Source organism: Pseudomonas asturiensis, assembly GCF_900143095.1.
Taxonomy (GTDB): domain Bacteria; phylum Pseudomonadota; class Gammaproteobacteria; order Pseudomonadales; family Pseudomonadaceae; genus Aquipseudomonas; species Aquipseudomonas asturiensis.
Window position 1 is genome coordinate 167514 of record NZ_FRDA01000010.1, and the last position, 15992, is coordinate 183505.

At 59.3% G+C, this 15992-nt stretch carries 14 protein-coding genes; 6 read left to right on the forward strand and 8 right to left on the reverse strand.

Features of this window, described 5'->3' with window-relative positions:
- Positions 1–116 precede the first annotated feature (116 nt).
- On the reverse strand, positions 117–1544 hold the full coding sequence (locus BUB69_RS18330; RefSeq protein ID WP_073169199.1) for a coniferyl aldehyde dehydrogenase: 1428 nt from the start codon (positions 1542–1544) through the stop codon (positions 117–119).
- Between the two features lie 168 nt (positions 1545–1712).
- On the opposite strand from BUB69_RS18330, the gene BUB69_RS18335 reads away from it, so the two are divergent.
- On the forward strand, positions 1713–2375 hold the full coding sequence (locus BUB69_RS18335; protein ID WP_073169286.1) for a TetR/AcrR family transcriptional regulator: 663 nt from the start codon (positions 1713–1715) through the stop codon (positions 2373–2375).
- A gap of 49 nt (positions 2376–2424) precedes the next feature.
- The gene (locus BUB69_RS18340; RefSeq protein ID WP_073169201.1) at positions 2425–3282 is read left to right on the forward strand and encodes a sulfurtransferase; all 858 of its coding nucleotides are present in this window, start codon (positions 2425–2427) and stop codon (positions 3280–3282) included.
- A gap of 7 nt (positions 3283–3289) precedes the next feature.
- Here BUB69_RS18340 and BUB69_RS18345 read toward each other — a convergent pair whose 3' ends face one another.
- The 6 genes from BUB69_RS18345 to BUB69_RS18370 form a co-directional block, all read right to left on the reverse strand.
- On the reverse strand, positions 3290–4324 hold the full coding sequence (locus tag BUB69_RS18345) for a hydrolase (protein WP_073169203.1): 1035 nt from the start codon (positions 4322–4324) through the stop codon (positions 3290–3292).
- A gap of 266 nt (positions 4325–4590) precedes the next feature.
- On the reverse strand, positions 4591–5193 hold the full coding sequence (rsmD, locus tag BUB69_RS18350; RefSeq protein WP_073169205.1) for a 16S rRNA (guanine(966)-N(2))-methyltransferase RsmD: 603 nt from the start codon (positions 5191–5193) through the stop codon (positions 4591–4593).
- The gene (locus BUB69_RS18355) at positions 5193–6656 is read right to left on the reverse strand and encodes a M16 family metallopeptidase (RefSeq protein WP_073169207.1); all 1464 of its coding nucleotides are present in this window, start codon (positions 6654–6656) and stop codon (positions 5193–5195) included. The genes rsmD and BUB69_RS18355 overlap by 1 nt, the downstream gene beginning before the upstream one ends.
- A complete protein-coding gene (locus BUB69_RS18360) occupies positions 6653–8005 on the reverse strand; it encodes a M16 family metallopeptidase (protein WP_073169210.1) in 1353 nt (450 codons plus the stop codon). The genes BUB69_RS18355 and BUB69_RS18360 overlap by 4 nt, the downstream gene beginning before the upstream one ends.
- 372 nt (positions 8006–8377) lie before the next feature.
- Positions 8378–9841 carry a M16 family metallopeptidase gene (locus BUB69_RS18365; protein ID WP_073169212.1) on the reverse strand — a complete coding sequence of 488 codons (1464 nt, stop codon included), beginning with the start codon at positions 9839–9841 and terminating at the stop codon, positions 8378–8380.
- Positions 9838–11190 carry a M16 family metallopeptidase gene (locus BUB69_RS18370; protein WP_073169214.1) on the reverse strand — a complete coding sequence of 451 codons (1353 nt, stop codon included), beginning with the start codon at positions 11188–11190 and terminating at the stop codon, positions 9838–9840. The genes BUB69_RS18365 and BUB69_RS18370 overlap by 4 nt, the downstream gene beginning before the upstream one ends.
- 258 nt (positions 11191–11448) lie before the next feature.
- Here BUB69_RS18370 and ftsY point away from each other — a divergent pair, with 258 nt between their 5' ends.
- The 4 genes from ftsY (at position 11449) to rpoH (ending at position 15619) form a co-directional block, all read left to right on the forward strand.
- Positions 11449–12951, forward strand: coding sequence for a signal recognition particle-docking protein FtsY (gene ftsY, locus BUB69_RS18375; RefSeq protein ID WP_073169216.1), 1503 nt, complete (start codon positions 11449–11451; stop codon positions 12949–12951).
- Entirely contained in the window at positions 12948–13619 is a 672-nt protein-coding gene (ftsE, locus tag BUB69_RS18380) for a cell division ATP-binding protein FtsE (protein ID WP_073169218.1), read from the forward strand. Before ftsY ends, ftsE begins: the two co-directional genes overlap by 4 nt.
- Positions 13616–14650, forward strand: coding sequence for a permease-like cell division protein FtsX (gene ftsX / locus BUB69_RS18385; protein ID WP_073169220.1), 1035 nt, complete (start codon positions 13616–13618; stop codon positions 14648–14650). Before ftsE ends, ftsX begins: the two co-directional genes overlap by 4 nt.
- Positions 14651–14764: 114 nt before the next feature.
- Positions 14765–15619: an RNA polymerase sigma factor RpoH gene (rpoH, locus tag BUB69_RS18390; protein WP_024689060.1), complete on the forward strand. Its 855-nt coding sequence runs from the start codon at positions 14765–14767 to the stop codon at positions 15617–15619.
- 47 nt (positions 15620–15666) lie between these two features.
- Here rpoH and BUB69_RS18395 read toward each other — a convergent pair whose 3' ends face one another.
- Positions 15667–15906, reverse strand: a complete 240-nt coding sequence (locus BUB69_RS18395; protein WP_073169221.1) for a DUF7683 domain-containing protein — start codon at positions 15904–15906, stop codon at positions 15667–15669.
- Between the last annotated feature and the right edge of the window lie 86 nt (positions 15907–15992).

Sequence of the window (15992 nt, forward strand, 5' to 3'; positions counted from 1 at the left end):
TCGCAGCCTACCCGATGGGCCAAGCCACGCAGCGGGCTTCAAAAGTCGTATTACGCCGATAATCGGCCATCTTCGGCTCAAAAAGCCCTGTTTACAGGCGTGCAGTACTTTTTTGATCAGCGCAAAAAGAGTTTATAAACCCAACGTTGAATCGCACGGCCGTAAGGCGGATAAATCAGCCGTGCGGCGTTGAAGCGCTGCTTGATGAACACTGCCTTGGCCTGGCTGAACGTCAGGAAGCCCTCACGCCCATGGTAGTTGCCCATTCCCGACGGGCCGACGCCGCCAAAGGGCAAGTCGTCCTGAGCCGCGTGCATCAAGGTGTCGTTGAGCGACACGCCCCCTGAGTGAGTGCGTTCCAGCACCTGTTGCTGTTCGGCCTTGTTGTAGCCGAAGTAGTACAGCGCCAGCGGGCGAGGACGTTGATTGATGTAGGCATAGGCATCTTCGATTCGTTTATAAGGCACAACGGGCAACAGCGGACCGAAAATCTCGTCCTGCATGACCAGCATGTCATCGCGCACGTCAAGCAGGACACTGAACGGCATTCGCCTGTCCTGGCCTTGTTCGTATAGCGAGACAATGGTCGCGCCTTTACGGGCAGCATCTTCCTGATAGCGCATCAGGCGGTCGAACTGGCGCTGATTGATGATCGCGGTGTAGTCAGGGTTGTCGGCCAGCGTGGGATAGAAGCGTTTGACGGCCTGCCGATAGGCCTCGACGAACCCGGCCAGGCGATCCTCTGGCACCAACACGTAGTCGGGCGCGATGCAGGTCTGGCCGGCGTTCAGCGTCTTGCCGAAGGCGATACGCTCGGCCGCGTGCTTAAGGGGCACGTCATGGGACACGATAGCAGGCGACTTGCCACCCAGCTCCAGTGTCACCGGGGTCAGGTTTTCGGCAGCAGCACGCATCACATGCCTGCCGATGCTCGTGGCACCCGTGAACAGCAGATGATCGAACGGCAGGCGCGAGAACGCCATGCCAACGTCCGATTCGCCCAGCACGACAGCGACCAAATCTTCCGGGAAGGCCTCGGCGAACAGCCGCTTGAGCAGCGCCCCCGTGGCGGGCGTCGACTCGCTGAGCTTGAGCATGACCCGATTGCCCGCCGCCATGGCCCCGATCAGCGGCCCGATTGCCAGGAACAGCGGGTAATTCCACGGCACGATCACGCCGATCACGCCCAGCGGTTGATAGACGACCTTGGCCGAGGCGGGCTGGAAGGCCAGGCCGACGCGTCGAGGGGAAGATTTCATCCAGCGTTTGAGGTGTTTGCGTGCATCGCGAATGCCCAGCAGGCTGGGCAGCAGCTCTGCCAGCAGCGTCTCATCGGCGCTGCGATGGCCGAAATCCTGACGGATGGCGTCGATCAGTGCCTGCCTGTGCTCACTCAGCAATTTGCCCAACTGCTTGAGCCACTGCAGGCGTTGCTCCGCAGGCGGCATGGGGTTGGCTGAAAAGGCCGCTCGCTGGGTAGTAAAGGCTGATGCCATTGCCTGAAGTGTCTGGTCGGCGGGATGGGCATCGTGTTCGGCAAGCATGGCGCTGTCTCGGGGCAATGGGCGTGCATTGTGTGTAGAGCTATTGCTCTAAAAAGTCAATTTCCGGGCAGGTCAGTCGCGTCTATCAGACCGCCTGAGGGTTCGCAATTGATGCCCATGCGCTACTATCGCCATCATCTCATCAGTATTCGAGCGGTTCACGCAAGCATGGCACCACGCACCAAAACCCGTGAACGCATCGTGCAAGTCAGCCTGGAGTTGTTCAACCAGCAAGGCGAGCGCAGCGTCACGACCAATCATATTGCCGCGCACATGGAAATCTCGCCCGGCAACCTCTACTACCACTTTCCCAACAAGCAAGCGATCATCGCCGAGTTGTTCAGTGAGTACGACGCCCTGGTGAAAAGCTTTCTGGTCCCGACTGCGGACCGTTTGCCGACCATCGATGACAAGCGCGACTTCTTCATGGCCATCCTCGATGGCATGTGGCGCTACCGCTTCCTGCATCGCGACCTTGAGCATTTGCTGAGCAGCGACCCGGAACTGGCCGCGCGCTATCGGGTGTTCTCCCAGCGCTGTCTGGCTCAGGCGATGGCGATCTACCGGAAATTCATTGAAGCGGGCATTCTGCAAATGGATGAGTCGCAGATCGAGTGGATGAGTATCAATACCTGGATCGTTCTGACGTCGTGGGTGCGTTTTCTGTGCACCGCGCGTGAAAATACCGGGCAATTGAGCGAAGTTGCTATTCGACGCGGTGTCTATCAAGTGTTGATGCTTGAATCAGGCTTTATTACTCCCAAGGCCCGGGAAGCGTTCGACGCCTTGTGTGAAGCGTTTCATGCACCGCTGCACGAGGTGCTGACGTAACGGCTCAACCTACCGCTGAGCCATTTGGTTTCTGTCACAGGAGTGTGTCATGTCCATCGCGCAACTGATTGGTCCTGAACAGCTGGCTTTACGTCAGCAAGCGCCGGGGCTGGTGATTCTCGATTGCAGGTTTGCTCTGGAAGATCCTGATTACGGGCAGCGCAGTTATGCGCAGGGCCACATTGAAGGTGCCCGCTATGCCGACTTGAATCGAGACCTCAGTGGGGCCGTCATCAAAGGCAAGACCGGCCGTCATCCACTGCCGGACCCGGAAGCGCTGTTGCAGCGTTTTCAGGCGTGGGGCATTTGCGATGACAGTGACATCGTGCTGTATGACGACGGTCCAGGCATGTTTGCCGCTCGCGCCTGGTGGCTACTGGTCTGGCTGGGCAAGCGCGAGGGCGTTTATATGCTCGACGGTGGTCTCAAGGCCTGGCATGCGGCGGGTCTGCCGCTGAGCCTGGATGCGCCGCGCGGCGAAGCGGGAGATTTCACGGGTGAGCCGGACATGTCGCTAGTGCTCAGTGCCAGCCGCTTGCAAGGTCGTCTGGGGCGCCCGGAAATGACCCTGATCGATGCTCGCGCTGAAGCCCGTTTTCGGGGAGACGTCGAGCCCATCGACCCGATTGCCGGGCATATTCCCGGTGCGCAGTGCGCAGCGTTCAATGAGAACCTGGGTGCAGACGGACGTTTTCTTGCGCCCGAGCAGCTCAAGCAGCACTTTGCCGAGAAGCTTCAGGGGCGGCCTGCGCAGAGCCTGGTTTCATACTGTGGTTCGGGCGTGACAGCCTGCCACAATCTGTTTGCTATGTGCCTGGCCGGCTATCCACTGGGGACGCTGTATGCCGGTTCGTGGAGCGAGTGGATCACCGATCCGACGCGTGAAGTCGCAACAGGCGCAGGTTGATTCTGCGTCAGTTCAGGTAAGGGTTATCCCGTTCGTGGGCGATGCTCAGCCACAGCGGAATGCGTCGCTCAAGGTAATAGCCCGGATTGCGCAGCGAGCCTTCGACGAACCCGACGTGCCCTCCCTTGGCCTGCAGCTCGAACTCCGTGCAGGGGGACAGCTCCTCAGGCTCGGGCAGGCTGTGGGGGAAGACGAACGGGTCGTCCGCTGACTGGATGATCAAGGTTGGCGTCTGAATCTGGCCCAGGTAATAGCGGCTTGAGGCTTTGCGGTAATAATCCTGGGCGTCGGTAAAGCCGTGCAGTGGTGCCGTCACCCGGCCATCGAAGTCCCAGAAGGTGCGCATGTTTTCCAGAGATCCCAACGCCGCCAGTTCCGCCAGGCCTTCGCTTAGACCTTCGTTCTGGAAGCGGTTCTGCTTGTCGCGGATGTACGCCAGCATCTCGCGCATGAAGTGCCGCTGATAGACCTTGGAGAATCCTTGTCCGATCCGGTTGGCGCATTCATCCAGCCGAAACGGCACCGAGACCGCCACTGCACCGAGCAACTCACTGCTCATGCCGGATTCACCCAGGTACTTGAGCAGCACATTGCCGCCCAGCGAGTAGCCCACGGCATAGAGCGGCGCCAGAGGGCGCAGTGATCTGAGGTGCGCGATGACTTCGGCCAGGTCTTCGCTTGCGCCGGAATGGTAACTGCGCGACAGCAGGTTCGGCTCGCCGGAGCAGCCGCGCCAGTTCAACGCCACACTTGCCCAGCCCTGCGTTGCGAGCGCTTTTTGCAGGCCAGCCACATAAGGCGAGTTCGAAGAGCCCGTCAGGCCATGCAGCACCAGCACGAGCGGCGCGTCGACCTGATGTGGCCCGTGCCAGTCCATGTCGAGAAAATCCCCGTCCTGCAGCCACATCCTCTCACGCGTGCGTGCCAGCAACGTCCGCTTGCGCCACAGCGGCCCCCACAGTGTTTGCAGATGCGGATTGCCCAGGCCGGAGGCTGGTACGAACGGATTGACGTGGAACAGAGAAGTGGGGCTGGTAGGCACGGCCTTGCTCGTCGATGAATTCAATGGCTGACAGGTCGTACGTTGCCACTAAGTGGAGCCGGATGTAAGAGGGGTTTGGTCGAGTGGCGGTTCATGCTGACGGTTCGCTTGGCCGCACGACCATCGTCATTGGCAATGTCTCGCAGCAAACATCGGACTGTGGGAGGCGGCTTGCCGGCGATGGCGTCAGTCCAGCGATGAGGTGTCGCATCAAAAATCGCATCGCCGGCAAGCCGCCTCCCACGCCTTGATAGCCTATAGCTGTTCTAACGGTTGCCTAAATCCTGTCCCCGCTGCCAAAGCGCGTAATACACCTGACCGGCTTTTTTCTCACGATGCAGGCGCCAGGCGCCTGGCAGACCGGTCGTCGAGGGCGGCGTTTCGCTTTCGGTGTAGATCCACGCCTGGTCGGCGAGCCAGCCACGGGTTTCCAGCAGGTTGCAGGCCGAGGCCAGCAGGCCCTGATGGAAGGGCGGGTCCAGGAAAATCACGTCGAACGGCGAGGCCACGGCGGTTTCCAGGTGGCGCAATGCGTCGGTGTGGGAAACCTGGCCGGTGGTGCAGTTCAGCGCGGTCAGGTTCTGGCGCAGGCTGGCAATGGCCGTAGCGTTGCTGTCCAGCGCCAGGCCCATGCTGGCACCGCGTGACAGCGCTTCGAAATACAGCGCGCCACTGCCGGTGAACACGTCCAGTACCCTGGCGCCCGCGATATGGGGCGCCAGCCAGTTGAACAGGGTTTCGCGCACGCGATCAGGCGTCGGGCGCAGGCCGGGGGCGTCGGGGAAGGTCAGTTTGCGACTGCCCCATTCGCCACCAATGATACGAAGCTGACCCAGGCCGTTATGGCCCTTCGGACGTGGATTGGCCATCAGTGTTCCGGGACCCCTGCAGGTTGGCGAGTGGGTTTATCGGTCGGTGCAGGCAGCGCCTTTTGCGGCACGGTCGGGCCGACGGTCACGATGACCATCTTGTCAGCGCTCAAGTGCTTGCTCATCGCGGCCTTGACCTGCTCGACCGTCACGCTCTGGGCGGCGGTCATATAGTCTTCGAGGTAAGTCAGCGGCAGGTCGTAGAAACCAATGGCACCCAATTGGGCCACGATGGCGGAGTTGCTGGCAGCGGTCAGCGGGAAGCTGCCGGTCAGTTCGCGCTTCACGTCGTCGAGTTCCTTCTGGGTCGGTCCGTTGGCGAGGAAGTCCTGCACGATGCCCTGTACCAGCTTCAAGGTGTTTTCATTCATCTCGGCGCGGGTCTGCAGGTTGATCATGAAAGGCCCGGCTGCCTGCATGGCGGTGAAACCGGACGACACGCCGTAGGTCAGGCCGCGCTTTTCGCGTACTTCAGTCATCAGGCGACTGCCGAAACCGCCGCCACCCAGTACCGAGTTGCCAACGGTCAACGCCGCGTAGTCCGGGTCGTCACGCGTGATGCCCAGTTGTGCCAGCATCAGGAGTGTCTGATTGGACGCGAACTCGATGTGTGTAGTGCCCGCCTTGGGCTCTACGGGATCGGCCACTTTTGCCAGCGCCGGACCTTTTGGCAGCGAGGCCGAAACCTGCGCTGCGACGGCCTGGGCCTCATCCTTCGACAGATCGCCCACCAGTGCGATCACCGCATTGCCCGCAGCATAGCCTTTGGCGTGAAATGCCTTGAGCTGAGCCAGGGTGATGGCGTTGATGCTTTTGGCATCGCCGTCACTTGGGTGCGCGTAGGGGTGATTGCCGTACAGCTTCTTGAACAGCTCTTTGCTACCGATAGCACCTGGGTTCTGCTTCTGGTACTCGAAGCTGGCGATCAACTGGTTCTTGATGCGTGTCAGCGAATCGGTCGGGAACGTCGGCTTGCCGACCACTTCACTGAACAGCTTCAACGCCGGCTCACGCTTGTCCGCTGCGCTCAGGCTGCGCAACGAGGCCACTGCCATGTCGCGATAGGAGCCGTTTTCAAACTCTGCACCCAGACCCTCGAAGCCCTGGGCGATGGCGCTTACGTCCTTGCCCTTGACGCCTTCGTTGAGCATCGCATTGGTCAGCAGGGCAATGCCGGGGCTGTTCCCGTCCTGGCTGCTGCCCGCGGCGAAGATCAGGCGCATGTCGATCATGGGCAGTTCGCGAGACTCGACGAACAGCACTTTGGCGCCTTCGGCGGTGTTCCAGGTCTGAATGTTCAGCGCGCGGCGAGCCGGAGCCTTGCCATCCAGCTCCTTGAGCGTTTGCAGGTTGCTGCCCAGCGGCTGCGCGGCAGGCTCATCCGCAAAAACCGGCTGGGTGATGAACGTACCGGCCAGGATCAGGCCAAGCAGCGCATGACGTGGAGCGTTGCGCTTGATCATTTGGCTTTCTCCTCAGGCAGCACGTGCGCGATGCTGAGGCGCTCGCGAGTGAAATAGGTGTTGGCGGCTTTCTGGATATCCTGCGGTGTCACGCTTTGCAGCGCTTCCAGTTCACCGTCCATCAGCTTCCAGGACAGGCCGACGGTTTCCAGTTCGCCGATCATGGTCGCCTGGCTGGTGATCGAATCGCGTTCGTAGACCACGCCTGCAATGACCTGCGCCCGGACGCGCTCCAGTTCTTCAGCGGACGGTGCCTTGGTTTTCAGATCATCCAGCAGACGCCAGATACCCGCCTCGACATCGGTCAGGGTTTTCTTTTTCTGGGTGTTGGGCGTGGCGCTGATCAGGAACAGACTGTCGCCGCGAGCGAACGCGTCGTAGCGCGACGATGCTCCCGAAACCAGTTCTTCACCGCGCTCCAGACGCGCAGGAATACGCGCGCTGTAACCACCGTCGAGCAAGGCTGCGATCAGGCGCAGGGCGTTGACCGAGCGCTGGTCTTCAGCGGTGGCTACGCTGGGCACGTTGAAGCCGTAAAGCAGGCTGGGCAGTTGGGTTTTCACATGCAGGGTAATCTTGCGCTCGCCGGGTTCAGCCAGCTCCAGCGGTTTCTTCGACGGCGGCACGTCGCGGCGAGGGATGGCGCCGAAGAAACGCTCTGCCAGCGCCTTGACCTCATCCGGCTGCACATCACCGACCACCACCAGCGTGGCGTTGTTTGGCGTGTACCAGGCCTCGTACCAATGACGCAGTTCCTCGACCTTCATGCGTTCCAGGTCTGCCATCCAGCCGATGGTCGGCGTGTGATAGCCGCTGGCCGGATAGGCGAGGGCGTTGAAACGTTCCAGTGCCTTGCCCAGCGGTTTGTCATCGGTGCGCATGCGGCGCTCTTCCTTGATGACTTCGATTTCGCGGCTGAACTCATCGGCCGGCAGTTTCAGGGTCGCCATGCGGTCAGCTTCCAGCTCCAGCGCCACACTCAGACGATCACGGGCCAGCACCTGGTAGTAGGCGGTGTAGTCGTCGCTGGTGAAGGCGTTCTCTTCAGCGCCCAGATCGCGCAGGATCAGTGAGGACTCGCCCGGCCCGGTCTTGCTGCTGCCTTTGAACATCATGTGTTCAAGGGCGTGAGACAGACCGGTCTGGCCAGGTGTCTCGTAGCTTGAGCCGACCTTGTACCAGATCTGGGAAACCACCACCGGCGCGCGGTGGTCTTCGCGGACGATGACCTTGAGGCCATTGTCGAGGGTGAATTCATGAGTCGGTTGCAGATCGGCGGCCAATGCTGTCAGCGGCAAACAGATTGTGCTGAGCAACAGGCCTGCGGCGCGGCGGGCTAGAACATTCATTCGTCGTTTGAACCTGTAGGGCGGCCTGCGTGAACTTGGCGTCGGCAGGCGCGGGGGTATTAGGATACTGGTCCGCTTGCATGAGAAACAGCCTTCACTGGCCCAATGCGAGTGAAACCTGTTTGAAACGAAGCTGAACGATACCCGTAGAAGGGGCAGTCCAGTGAACACGCGGTCGTGAATGCGGGCTGTTTTGCATATCAGAATCTTTCAGAATCGTCCTTTCTGTCCGGCTCCAGCGATGACTGAAAAATTCTGAATGCGGGTGAGGGGAACAAAGGCCTGCGGCGGTTTTCCATCAGATTGCTGGTTCAGGTCGGCAATCTGATGGAGGTACCAGGCCAAAAAGGCAGTTTTACGCCGCCATGGCGGTTAGTGCGCTCTGGCGTCAGCCGCTTGAGACGCCGGTTTTTCGATTGGCGCAGGCAGCTCCTTCTGCGCAACGGTTGGGCCTACGGTGACTGCAATCATCTTGTCAGCACTCAGGTGTTTGCTCATCACGGTCTTGACCTGCTGGACTGTCAGGCTCTGGATGGCTGCCAGGTAGTCATCGAAATGGGACAACGGTAGATCATAGAAACCAATATCTGCCAATCGGGCACCAATAGCGCCGTTGCCCGCCACCTCCAGCGGGAAGCTGCCGATTATTTTGCGTTTGACGTTATCCAGCTCATTCTGGGTCGGACCATTGGCGATGAAGTCGCGCACGATCTCCTGAACCAGTTTCAAGGTGTTTTCACTCATCTCGGCACGGGTCTGCAACTCGACCATGAAAACTCCAGAAGCCTTTTGGGTAAGGAATTTGGACCAGACGTCGTAGGTCAGTCCGCGTTTTTCACGCACTTCAGTCATCAGGCGGCTGCCAAAACCACTCCCGCCCAATATCGAACTGCCAGCCATCAGTGCAGCGTAATCGGAGTCGTTACGTGTGATGCCCAACTGGCCCAGCAATATTTGCGCCTGGCTGGACGGGAACTCGATGTGCGTTGCGCTTGCCTCGGGTTCGACCGGGTCGCCAGTTTTCGCAAGTTTCGGCCCCTTTGGCAGCGAGGTTGAAACTTGCGCTGCGATGGCCTGGGCTTCTTCCCTGGAAAGATCGCCAATCATTGCAATCACGGCATTGCCGGCAGCATATCCCTCGGCGTGGAATGCTTTCAAATGCGTCTGGGTAATGGCGTTGACGTCTTTTTCATTACTATTGGTTCGATGGGCATAGGGATGATCGCCATAGATTTTTTTGTATAGTTCATTCCAGGCAATGGCGCGGGGCTCCAGCTTTTCACTCTCGATATTGGCAATCATCAGGTTCTTCAGGCGCGTCATCGCATCGCTCGGGAAGGTTGGCTTGCCGACGACTTCGCTGAAAAGTTTCAAGGCCGGTTCACGCTTTTGCGCCGCACTCAGGCTGCGCAGCCAGACCGTGGCACTGTCATCATCTGCCCCTGTTTCAAGTTGGGCTCCCAGCGCCTCGAATCCCTGGGCGATTGCGTTGGCGTCCTTGCCGTTGATGCCTTCTTTGAGCATGTAGCTGGTCAGCTTGGCGATGCCCGGTGTCTTGTCATCCTGGCTGCTGCCTGCAGCGAAGGTCAGAAATATGTCCAGCATCGGCAGTTCGTGTGCCTCGACGAACAACACCTTGGCGCCCTCGGCGGTATTCCAGGTCTGGATGTTCAGCGCACGGCGAGCCGGTGCCTTGCCATCCAGTTCCTTGAGGGTCTCCAGTTTGCTGCCCAAAGGCGGTGTGGTTGCCTGATCCGTCAGATCGGACTGAGCAATAGAGGTATCGGCTATGACCCGATCAGAAATCGTATGACGTGGATCGTTGCGTTTGATCATTGGGCTTTCTCCTCTGGCATCACATGCGCGATGCTGAGGCGCCCGCGGGTAAAATAGATGTTGGCGGCATTCTGGATGTCCTGCGGCGTCACGCTCTGCAGGGCTTCCAGCTCGCCGTCCATCAACTTCCAGGGCAGGCCAATGGTTTCCAGTGTACCGATCATGGTGGCCTGGCTTTCGATCAGGTCGCGCTCGTAAATCACGTTTGCAATGACCTGTGCCTGGGCGCGTTCAAGCTCTTCAGCAGAAGTCAGCGTGGTCTTCAAGTCTTCCAGCAGGCGCCAGATGCCCGCTTCGACATCCGTCAGGGTTTTTTTCTTCTGGGTGTTGGGGACAGCTTTGATCATGAACAGACTGTCGCCGCGCGTAAACGCGTCGTAGCTTGAAGAGGCTTCAGACACCAGCTCTTCGCCACGATTGAGTTGCGTTGCAATACGTGCGCTGTAACCGCCGTCCAGCAATGCAGCGATAAGGCGCAGTGCATTGACCGAGCGCGTGTCTTCAGTCGTCGCCATGCCAGGCACATTGAAGCCGTAGAGCAGTCTGGGCAGTTGGGTGTTGAGGTGCAGGGTGATCTTTCGCTCGCCCGGTTCGGCAAGCTCCAACGGTCTTTTCGACGGGGGCAAGTCACGGCGGGGAATAGCACCGAAGAATCGCTGTACCAGTGCCTTGACTTCGTCCGGCTGTACGTCACCGACTACCACCAGCGTGGCATTGTTAGGCGCGTACCAGGCTTCGTACCAGCGACGCAGTTCCTCGATCGTCATGCGCTCAAGGTCGGCCATCCAGCCAAGGGTCGGATTGTGGTAGCCACTGGAGGGAAAGGCGAGAGCGCTGAAGCGTTCAAGCGCCTTGGCCTTCGGATCATCGTCGATGCTCATGCGCCGCTCTTCCCTGATGACTTCGATTTCGCGGCTGAACTCGTCGGCGGGCAGCGTCAGAGTCGTCATGCGATCTGCTTCCAGCTCCAGCGCGACACTCAGAAGATCACGAGCCAGCGTCTGGTGGTAGACGGTGCAGTCATCACTGGTATATGCGTTATCTTCGGCGCCCAGGTTTCGCAGGATCAGCGAAGACTCGCCCGGCCCGGTCTTGCTGCTGCCTTTGAACATCATGTGTTCAAGGGCGTGTGACAGACCGGTCTGCCCCGGCATCTCGTAGCTGGAGCCGATCCTGTACCAGAGCTGGGAAATCACCACCGGAGCACGGTGGTCTTCGCGAACAATGACCTTGAGGCCGTTGTCGAGGGTGAATTCGTGAGTGGGTTGCGGATCGATGGTCGATGCCGTCAACGGTACGTCGTGTGTGCTGAGCGGAAGTGCCGCATCATTGCGGGTTAAGGTATTCATCCGTGAATTTGAACCTGATCGAGTACGACCTGCCTGAACTTAGCGTCGGCAGCCGCGAGGATGTTAGGATAATGGTGTGTTTCGTGAGAAACAGCTTTCACCTGTCAAAGGCGAGTGAACCTGTTTAAAACGAAGCTGAACCATATCCCAACAGTGGGCTGCAAAGTGAACATGCAGCCCTAAATGCAGTCTGTTTTTACTGTCAGAATTTTCCGGATCGCGCTCTGGCGTCCCGCAACCTTGAGATAGCCGTCCTCCATGTTTGGTTCTAACGACGACAAGAAGACCCCAGCTGCCGCTGGAGAGAAGAAAGGCCTGTTCGGATGGCTGCGTAAAAAGCCACAGGAAGCCGAGCCTGCGCCGCAAGAGTCAACCGCTGCACAGCCTGAACCCGTCGTCGAAGCGACGCCGCAGGTTGAGGCTCTGATTGCCCCTCAATCCGTTCTCCGGGCTGCCGAGCCGCAGCCGCATGTGGAACCGGGCGAGCCGTCGCCACAACCCTGGCTGACATTGCCGGTGGCCGAAGAGCCAGTGGCCTTGATCGATGAGCGTGAGCCTCACATTACGCCGCCTATTCCCCAACAGCCTCCTGTGCAATCTGCGCCTCAGTACGCGGCGGTGCCGGCTCCCGTGCCTTCGCCTGAGCCGGAACCAGAACCTGCTGTCGATATTGTGTCGACCAGCGTTCCGGAGCCTGTGCTGGTCGAGCCTGCGCCCGTTGTTGAGCCGGTCATCGCACAGCCTGCTGTACTGCCTGTTAAGCAGGCAGCCGAGCCCGCTCAGGAACCCGCTCCTGTCCCTCCGCCGGTTCAAGAGCCTGAAACCAGTAAGGTCGGCTTCTTTGCCCGCCTCAAACAGGGCCTGTCGAAAACCAGCGCCAGCATCGGCGAGGGCATGGCCAGCCTGTTTCTGGGCAAGAAAGCCATTGACGATGACCTGCTCGAAGAAATCGAGACCCGCCTGCTGACCGCTGATGTCGGCGTCGAAGCCACGTCGGTGATCATTCAGAGCCTGACCCAGAAGGTGGCCCGCAAACAGTTGACCGACGCTCAGGCGCTCTACACCTCGCTGCAAGGTGAGCTGGCCGCGATGCTCAAGCCGGTTGAACAGCCGCTGGTGATCAAGGCCGAGCACAAGCCCTTCGTGATTCTGGTGGTGGGCGTCAACGGTGCTGGCAAGACCACGACCATTGGCAAGCTGGCCAAGAAACTGCAGCTTGAAGGCAAGAAAGTGATGCTCGCGGCAGGCGATACCTTCCGCGCCGCTGCCGTCGAGCAGTTGCAGGTCTGGGGTGAGCGCAACAAGATTCCGGTCATCGCCCAGCACACGGGTGCAGACTCCGCTTCGGTCATCTTCGACGCCGTTCAGGCCGCCAAGGCGCGTGGCATCGACGTACTGATTGCCGACACCGCTGGCCGCCTGCACACCAAAGACAACCTGATGGAAGAACTGAAAAAGGTGCGCCGTGTGATCGGCAAACTGGACGCAGATGCACCGCACGAAGTGCTGCTGGTGCTCGATGCAGGTACCGGCCAGAACGCTATCAACCAGGCCAAGCAGTTCAACCAGACGGTCACGCTGACCGGTCTTGCGCTCACTAAACTGGATGGCACGGCCAAAGGCGGTGTCATTTTTGCGCTGGCCAAGCAATTCGGCCTGCCCATTCGTTACATCGGCGTGGGTGAAGGCATCGACGACCTGCGCACCTTCGAAGCCGAACCCTTTGTTCAGGCTCTGTTTGCGGAGCGGGAGCGTCCATGATTCGTTTCGAGCAGGTCGGTAAACGCTACCCGAATGGACATGTCGGGTTGCATGAACTGAGCTTTCGAGTACGTCGCGGCGAATTTCTGTTCGTCACCGGGCATTCCGGTGAGGGCAAGAGCACGCTGCTGCGCCTGTTGCTGGCCATGGAGCGCCCGACAACCGGCAAATTGATGCTGGCGGGCCAGGACCTCGGGCAGATCAGCAATGCGCAGATCCCGTTCCTGCGTCGTCAGATCGGTGTGGTGTTCCAGAATCACCAGTTGCTGTTTGATCGCACGGTGTTCAACAACATCGCACTGCCGTTGCAGATTCTCGGGTTGTCCAAGCCTGAAATCGCCAAGCGTGTCGATTCTGCGCTGGATCGTGTGGCACTGTCCGACAAGGCCGATCTGTATCCTGGCGACCTTTCGACCGGGCAACAACAGCGCGTCGGTATTGCCCGCGCTATCGTCCACCGCCCGGCCTTGCTGCTGGCGGATGAGCCGACCGGTAACCTCGATCCACGATTGGCAGCGGAAATCATGGGTGTGTTCGAAGACATCAACCGGCTGGGCACCAGCGTGCTGATCGCCAGTCACGACCTGGCCCTGATCGCCCGCATGCGCCATCGCATGCTGACCTTGCAACGCGGTCGTCTGATCGGCGACGGGGAGGCCGGGGTATGAGTGCTACACGCAGTCCAAAGGTTTCGGAGCGCGTAGCGCCCAAGGCCGCTGATCCAGCGCCTCAAAAACAGAAAAAAAAGCGTAATGACCACGACGATGACGGCCCGGACTTCAGCGCCTTGCTGTCGGCCTGGATCGAGAGCCATCGGTCCAGCATGGTCGACAGCCTGCGTCGTCTGGGCAAACAGCCGATCGGCAGCTTCTTTACCTGCCTGGTCATGGCCATTGCCCTGAGTCTGCCCATGGGCCTGTCATTGCTGTTGAGCAACGTCGAGCGTCTTGGCGGTTCCTGGCAGCGTGCGGCGCAGATTTCGATCTACCTGAACCTGGATGCCAGCACAGCTGATGGCACCCGCATGCGCGATGAAATCAAGGCCATGCCTGGTGTGGCGGATGCCGAATACATCAGCAGTGAGCAGGCGCTGGGCGAGTTCCAGCAGCAGTCAGGGTTGGGCGAGGCGCTCAAGGAGTTGCCGGAAAACCCGCTGCCCGGCGTGGTCCTGGTAACGCCTGACCAAGTCGACAAGCCGGCGCTGGAAGCCTTGCGCACCCGTCTTGCCGAGCTGCCCAAGGTGCAGCAGGCCCAGCTTGATCTGGTCTGGGTCGAACGACTGGCGGCCATTCTCAAACTGGGCGACCGGTTCGTTTTCGGCTTGACGGTTCTGCTGGTCTCGGCTTTGCTATTGGTCATTGGTAACACGATACGTCTGCACATCGAGAACCGTCGCACCGAGATCGAAGTGATCAAGCTGGTGGGCGGGACCGACAGCTATGTGCGCAGGCCCTTCCTTTATATGGGCGCGCTGTACGGTTTCGGGGCAGGGATCCTGTCCTGGGGCGTGCTGGCATATGGTTTGAACTGGCTCAACGGTGCGGTTGTAGGCTTGGCCGGTCTTTACGGAAGCGACTTTGCCTTGGCCGGTGTGCCAGTGGGCGACGGATTTTCGCTCTTGCTTGGAGCGGTATTGTTAGGGTATATCGGTGCTTGGATTGCGGTCGCTCGTCACTTGCGTGAGCTGGCGCCCCGGTAAAGCTAAATTTTGTTTCACCAGTTGGCTTCTTGAAAACAAGGAACTTGTCTCGCGGTTCCAAGTCAATCTGGCAGTGCTGAACTGCACTTTTATGTGCGCTGGAGGTTTTTTCGTATGACCACTTCTTTGCAACCTGCTTATGCCTTGGTCCCGGGTGCGAACCTTGAGGCCTATGTGCATACGGTGAACAGCATTCCATTGCTGACGCCCGAGCAGGAGCGTGAACTGGCTGAGAGTCTCTACTATGAGCAGGATTTGGGGGCGGCTCGGCAGATGGTTCTCGCCCACCTGCGTTTTGTCGTGCACATCGCACGCAGCTATTCCGGTTACGGCCTGGCTCAGGCTGATCTGATTCAGGAAGGTAACGTCGGCCTGATGAAGGCCGTGAAGCGTTTCAACCCTGAAATGGGTGTGCGTCTGGTGTCGTTCGCTGTGCACTGGATCAAGGCTGAAATCCACGAGTTCATCCTGCGCAACTGGCGCATCGTCAAGGTCGCCACGACCAAGGCGCAGCGCAAGCTGTTCTTCAACCTGCGCAGCCAGAAAAAGCGTCTGGCCTGGCTGAACAACGACGAAGTGCATCGCGTCGCTGAAAGCCTGGGCGTGGAGCCGCGTGAAGTGCGCGAGATGGAAAGCCGCCTGACCGGCCACGACATGGCCTTCGACCCGGCAGCCGAAGCTGATGACGACAGCGCATTCCAGTCGCCAGCCAACTACCTCGAAGACCACCGCTACGATCCTGCGCGTCAGTTGGAAGACTCCGACTGGACCGACAACTCCACTGCCAATCTGCATCAGGCGCTGGACGTGCTGGACGAGCGCAGCCGTGACATCCTCTACCAGCGCTGGCTGGCAGAAGAAAAAGCCACGCTGCACGACCTGGCGCAGAAGTACAACGTCTCCGCCGAGCGTATTCGTCAGCTTGAGAAAAGCGCGATGAACAAGCTCAAGACGTCGATAGCGGCGTAACGTAGCCCGGTAACGCAAAACGCCCCGATCTGATCGGGGCGTTTTTGTTAGTAGTCGTCAATGTTGCATGTCAGCTGGTAGAAGTAGTTCGGATCATGGGGCTCGTCACCGATGAGTTTGACGATTGCTTGCAGTTGAGCGGCGTCAAGATTGTAGCCTTCATAGCCCAGTTGCTCTGATGTCCAGCCCATGATGCTTTTGAGCTGTTCGTCATTGCCGGGAGGGATTTCTTTTTCAAAAGCGAGGAAATCGGTTTTTTTATCGAATGCTTCAAGTAAGTATTTCATGGTTCGATCCTCGTATTAGGGGTAGTCCTCTTTAGTCTGTGCTTCTGTTTCTCGTTATGTAATATTCCACATTGCACGATCTTGGG

Excerpts from the sequence above, each read along its gene's own strand:
- BUB69_RS18330 (WP_073169199.1), bottom strand. The coding sequence starts at position 1,544 with ATGCTTGCCGAACACGATGCCCATCCCGCCGACCAGACACTTCAGGCA.
- BUB69_RS18335 (WP_073169286.1), top strand. The coding sequence starts at position 1,713 with ATGGCACCACGCACCAAAACCCGTGAACGCATCGTGCAAGTCAGCCTG.
- BUB69_RS18340 (WP_073169201.1), top strand. The coding sequence starts at position 2,425 with ATGTCCATCGCGCAACTGATTGGTCCTGAACAGCTGGCTTTACGTCAG.
- rsmD (WP_073169205.1), bottom strand. The coding sequence starts at position 5,193 with ATGGCCAATCCACGTCCGAAGGGCCATAACGGCCTGGGTCAGCTTCGT.
- BUB69_RS18355 (WP_073169207.1), bottom strand. The coding sequence starts at position 6,656 with ATGATCAAGCGCAACGCTCCACGTCATGCGCTGCTTGGCCTGATCCTG.
- BUB69_RS18360 (WP_073169210.1), bottom strand. The coding sequence starts at position 8,005 with ATGAATGTTCTAGCCCGCCGCGCCGCAGGCCTGTTGCTCAGCACAATC.
- BUB69_RS18365 (WP_073169212.1), bottom strand. The coding sequence starts at position 9,841 with ATGATCAAACGCAACGATCCACGTCATACGATTTCTGATCGGGTCATA.
- BUB69_RS18370 (WP_073169214.1), bottom strand. The coding sequence starts at position 11,190 with ATGAATACCTTAACCCGCAATGATGCGGCACTTCCGCTCAGCACACAC.
- ftsY (WP_073169216.1), top strand. The coding sequence starts at position 11,449 with ATGTTTGGTTCTAACGACGACAAGAAGACCCCAGCTGCCGCTGGAGAG.
- ftsE (WP_073169218.1), top strand. The coding sequence starts at position 12,948 with ATGATTCGTTTCGAGCAGGTCGGTAAACGCTACCCGAATGGACATGTC.
- ftsX (WP_073169220.1), top strand. The coding sequence starts at position 13,616 with ATGAGTGCTACACGCAGTCCAAAGGTTTCGGAGCGCGTAGCGCCCAAG.
- rpoH (WP_024689060.1), top strand. The coding sequence starts at position 14,765 with ATGACCACTTCTTTGCAACCTGCTTATGCCTTGGTCCCGGGTGCGAAC.
- BUB69_RS18395 (WP_073169221.1), bottom strand. The coding sequence starts at position 15,906 with ATGAAATACTTACTTGAAGCATTCGATAAAAAAACCGATTTCCTCGCT.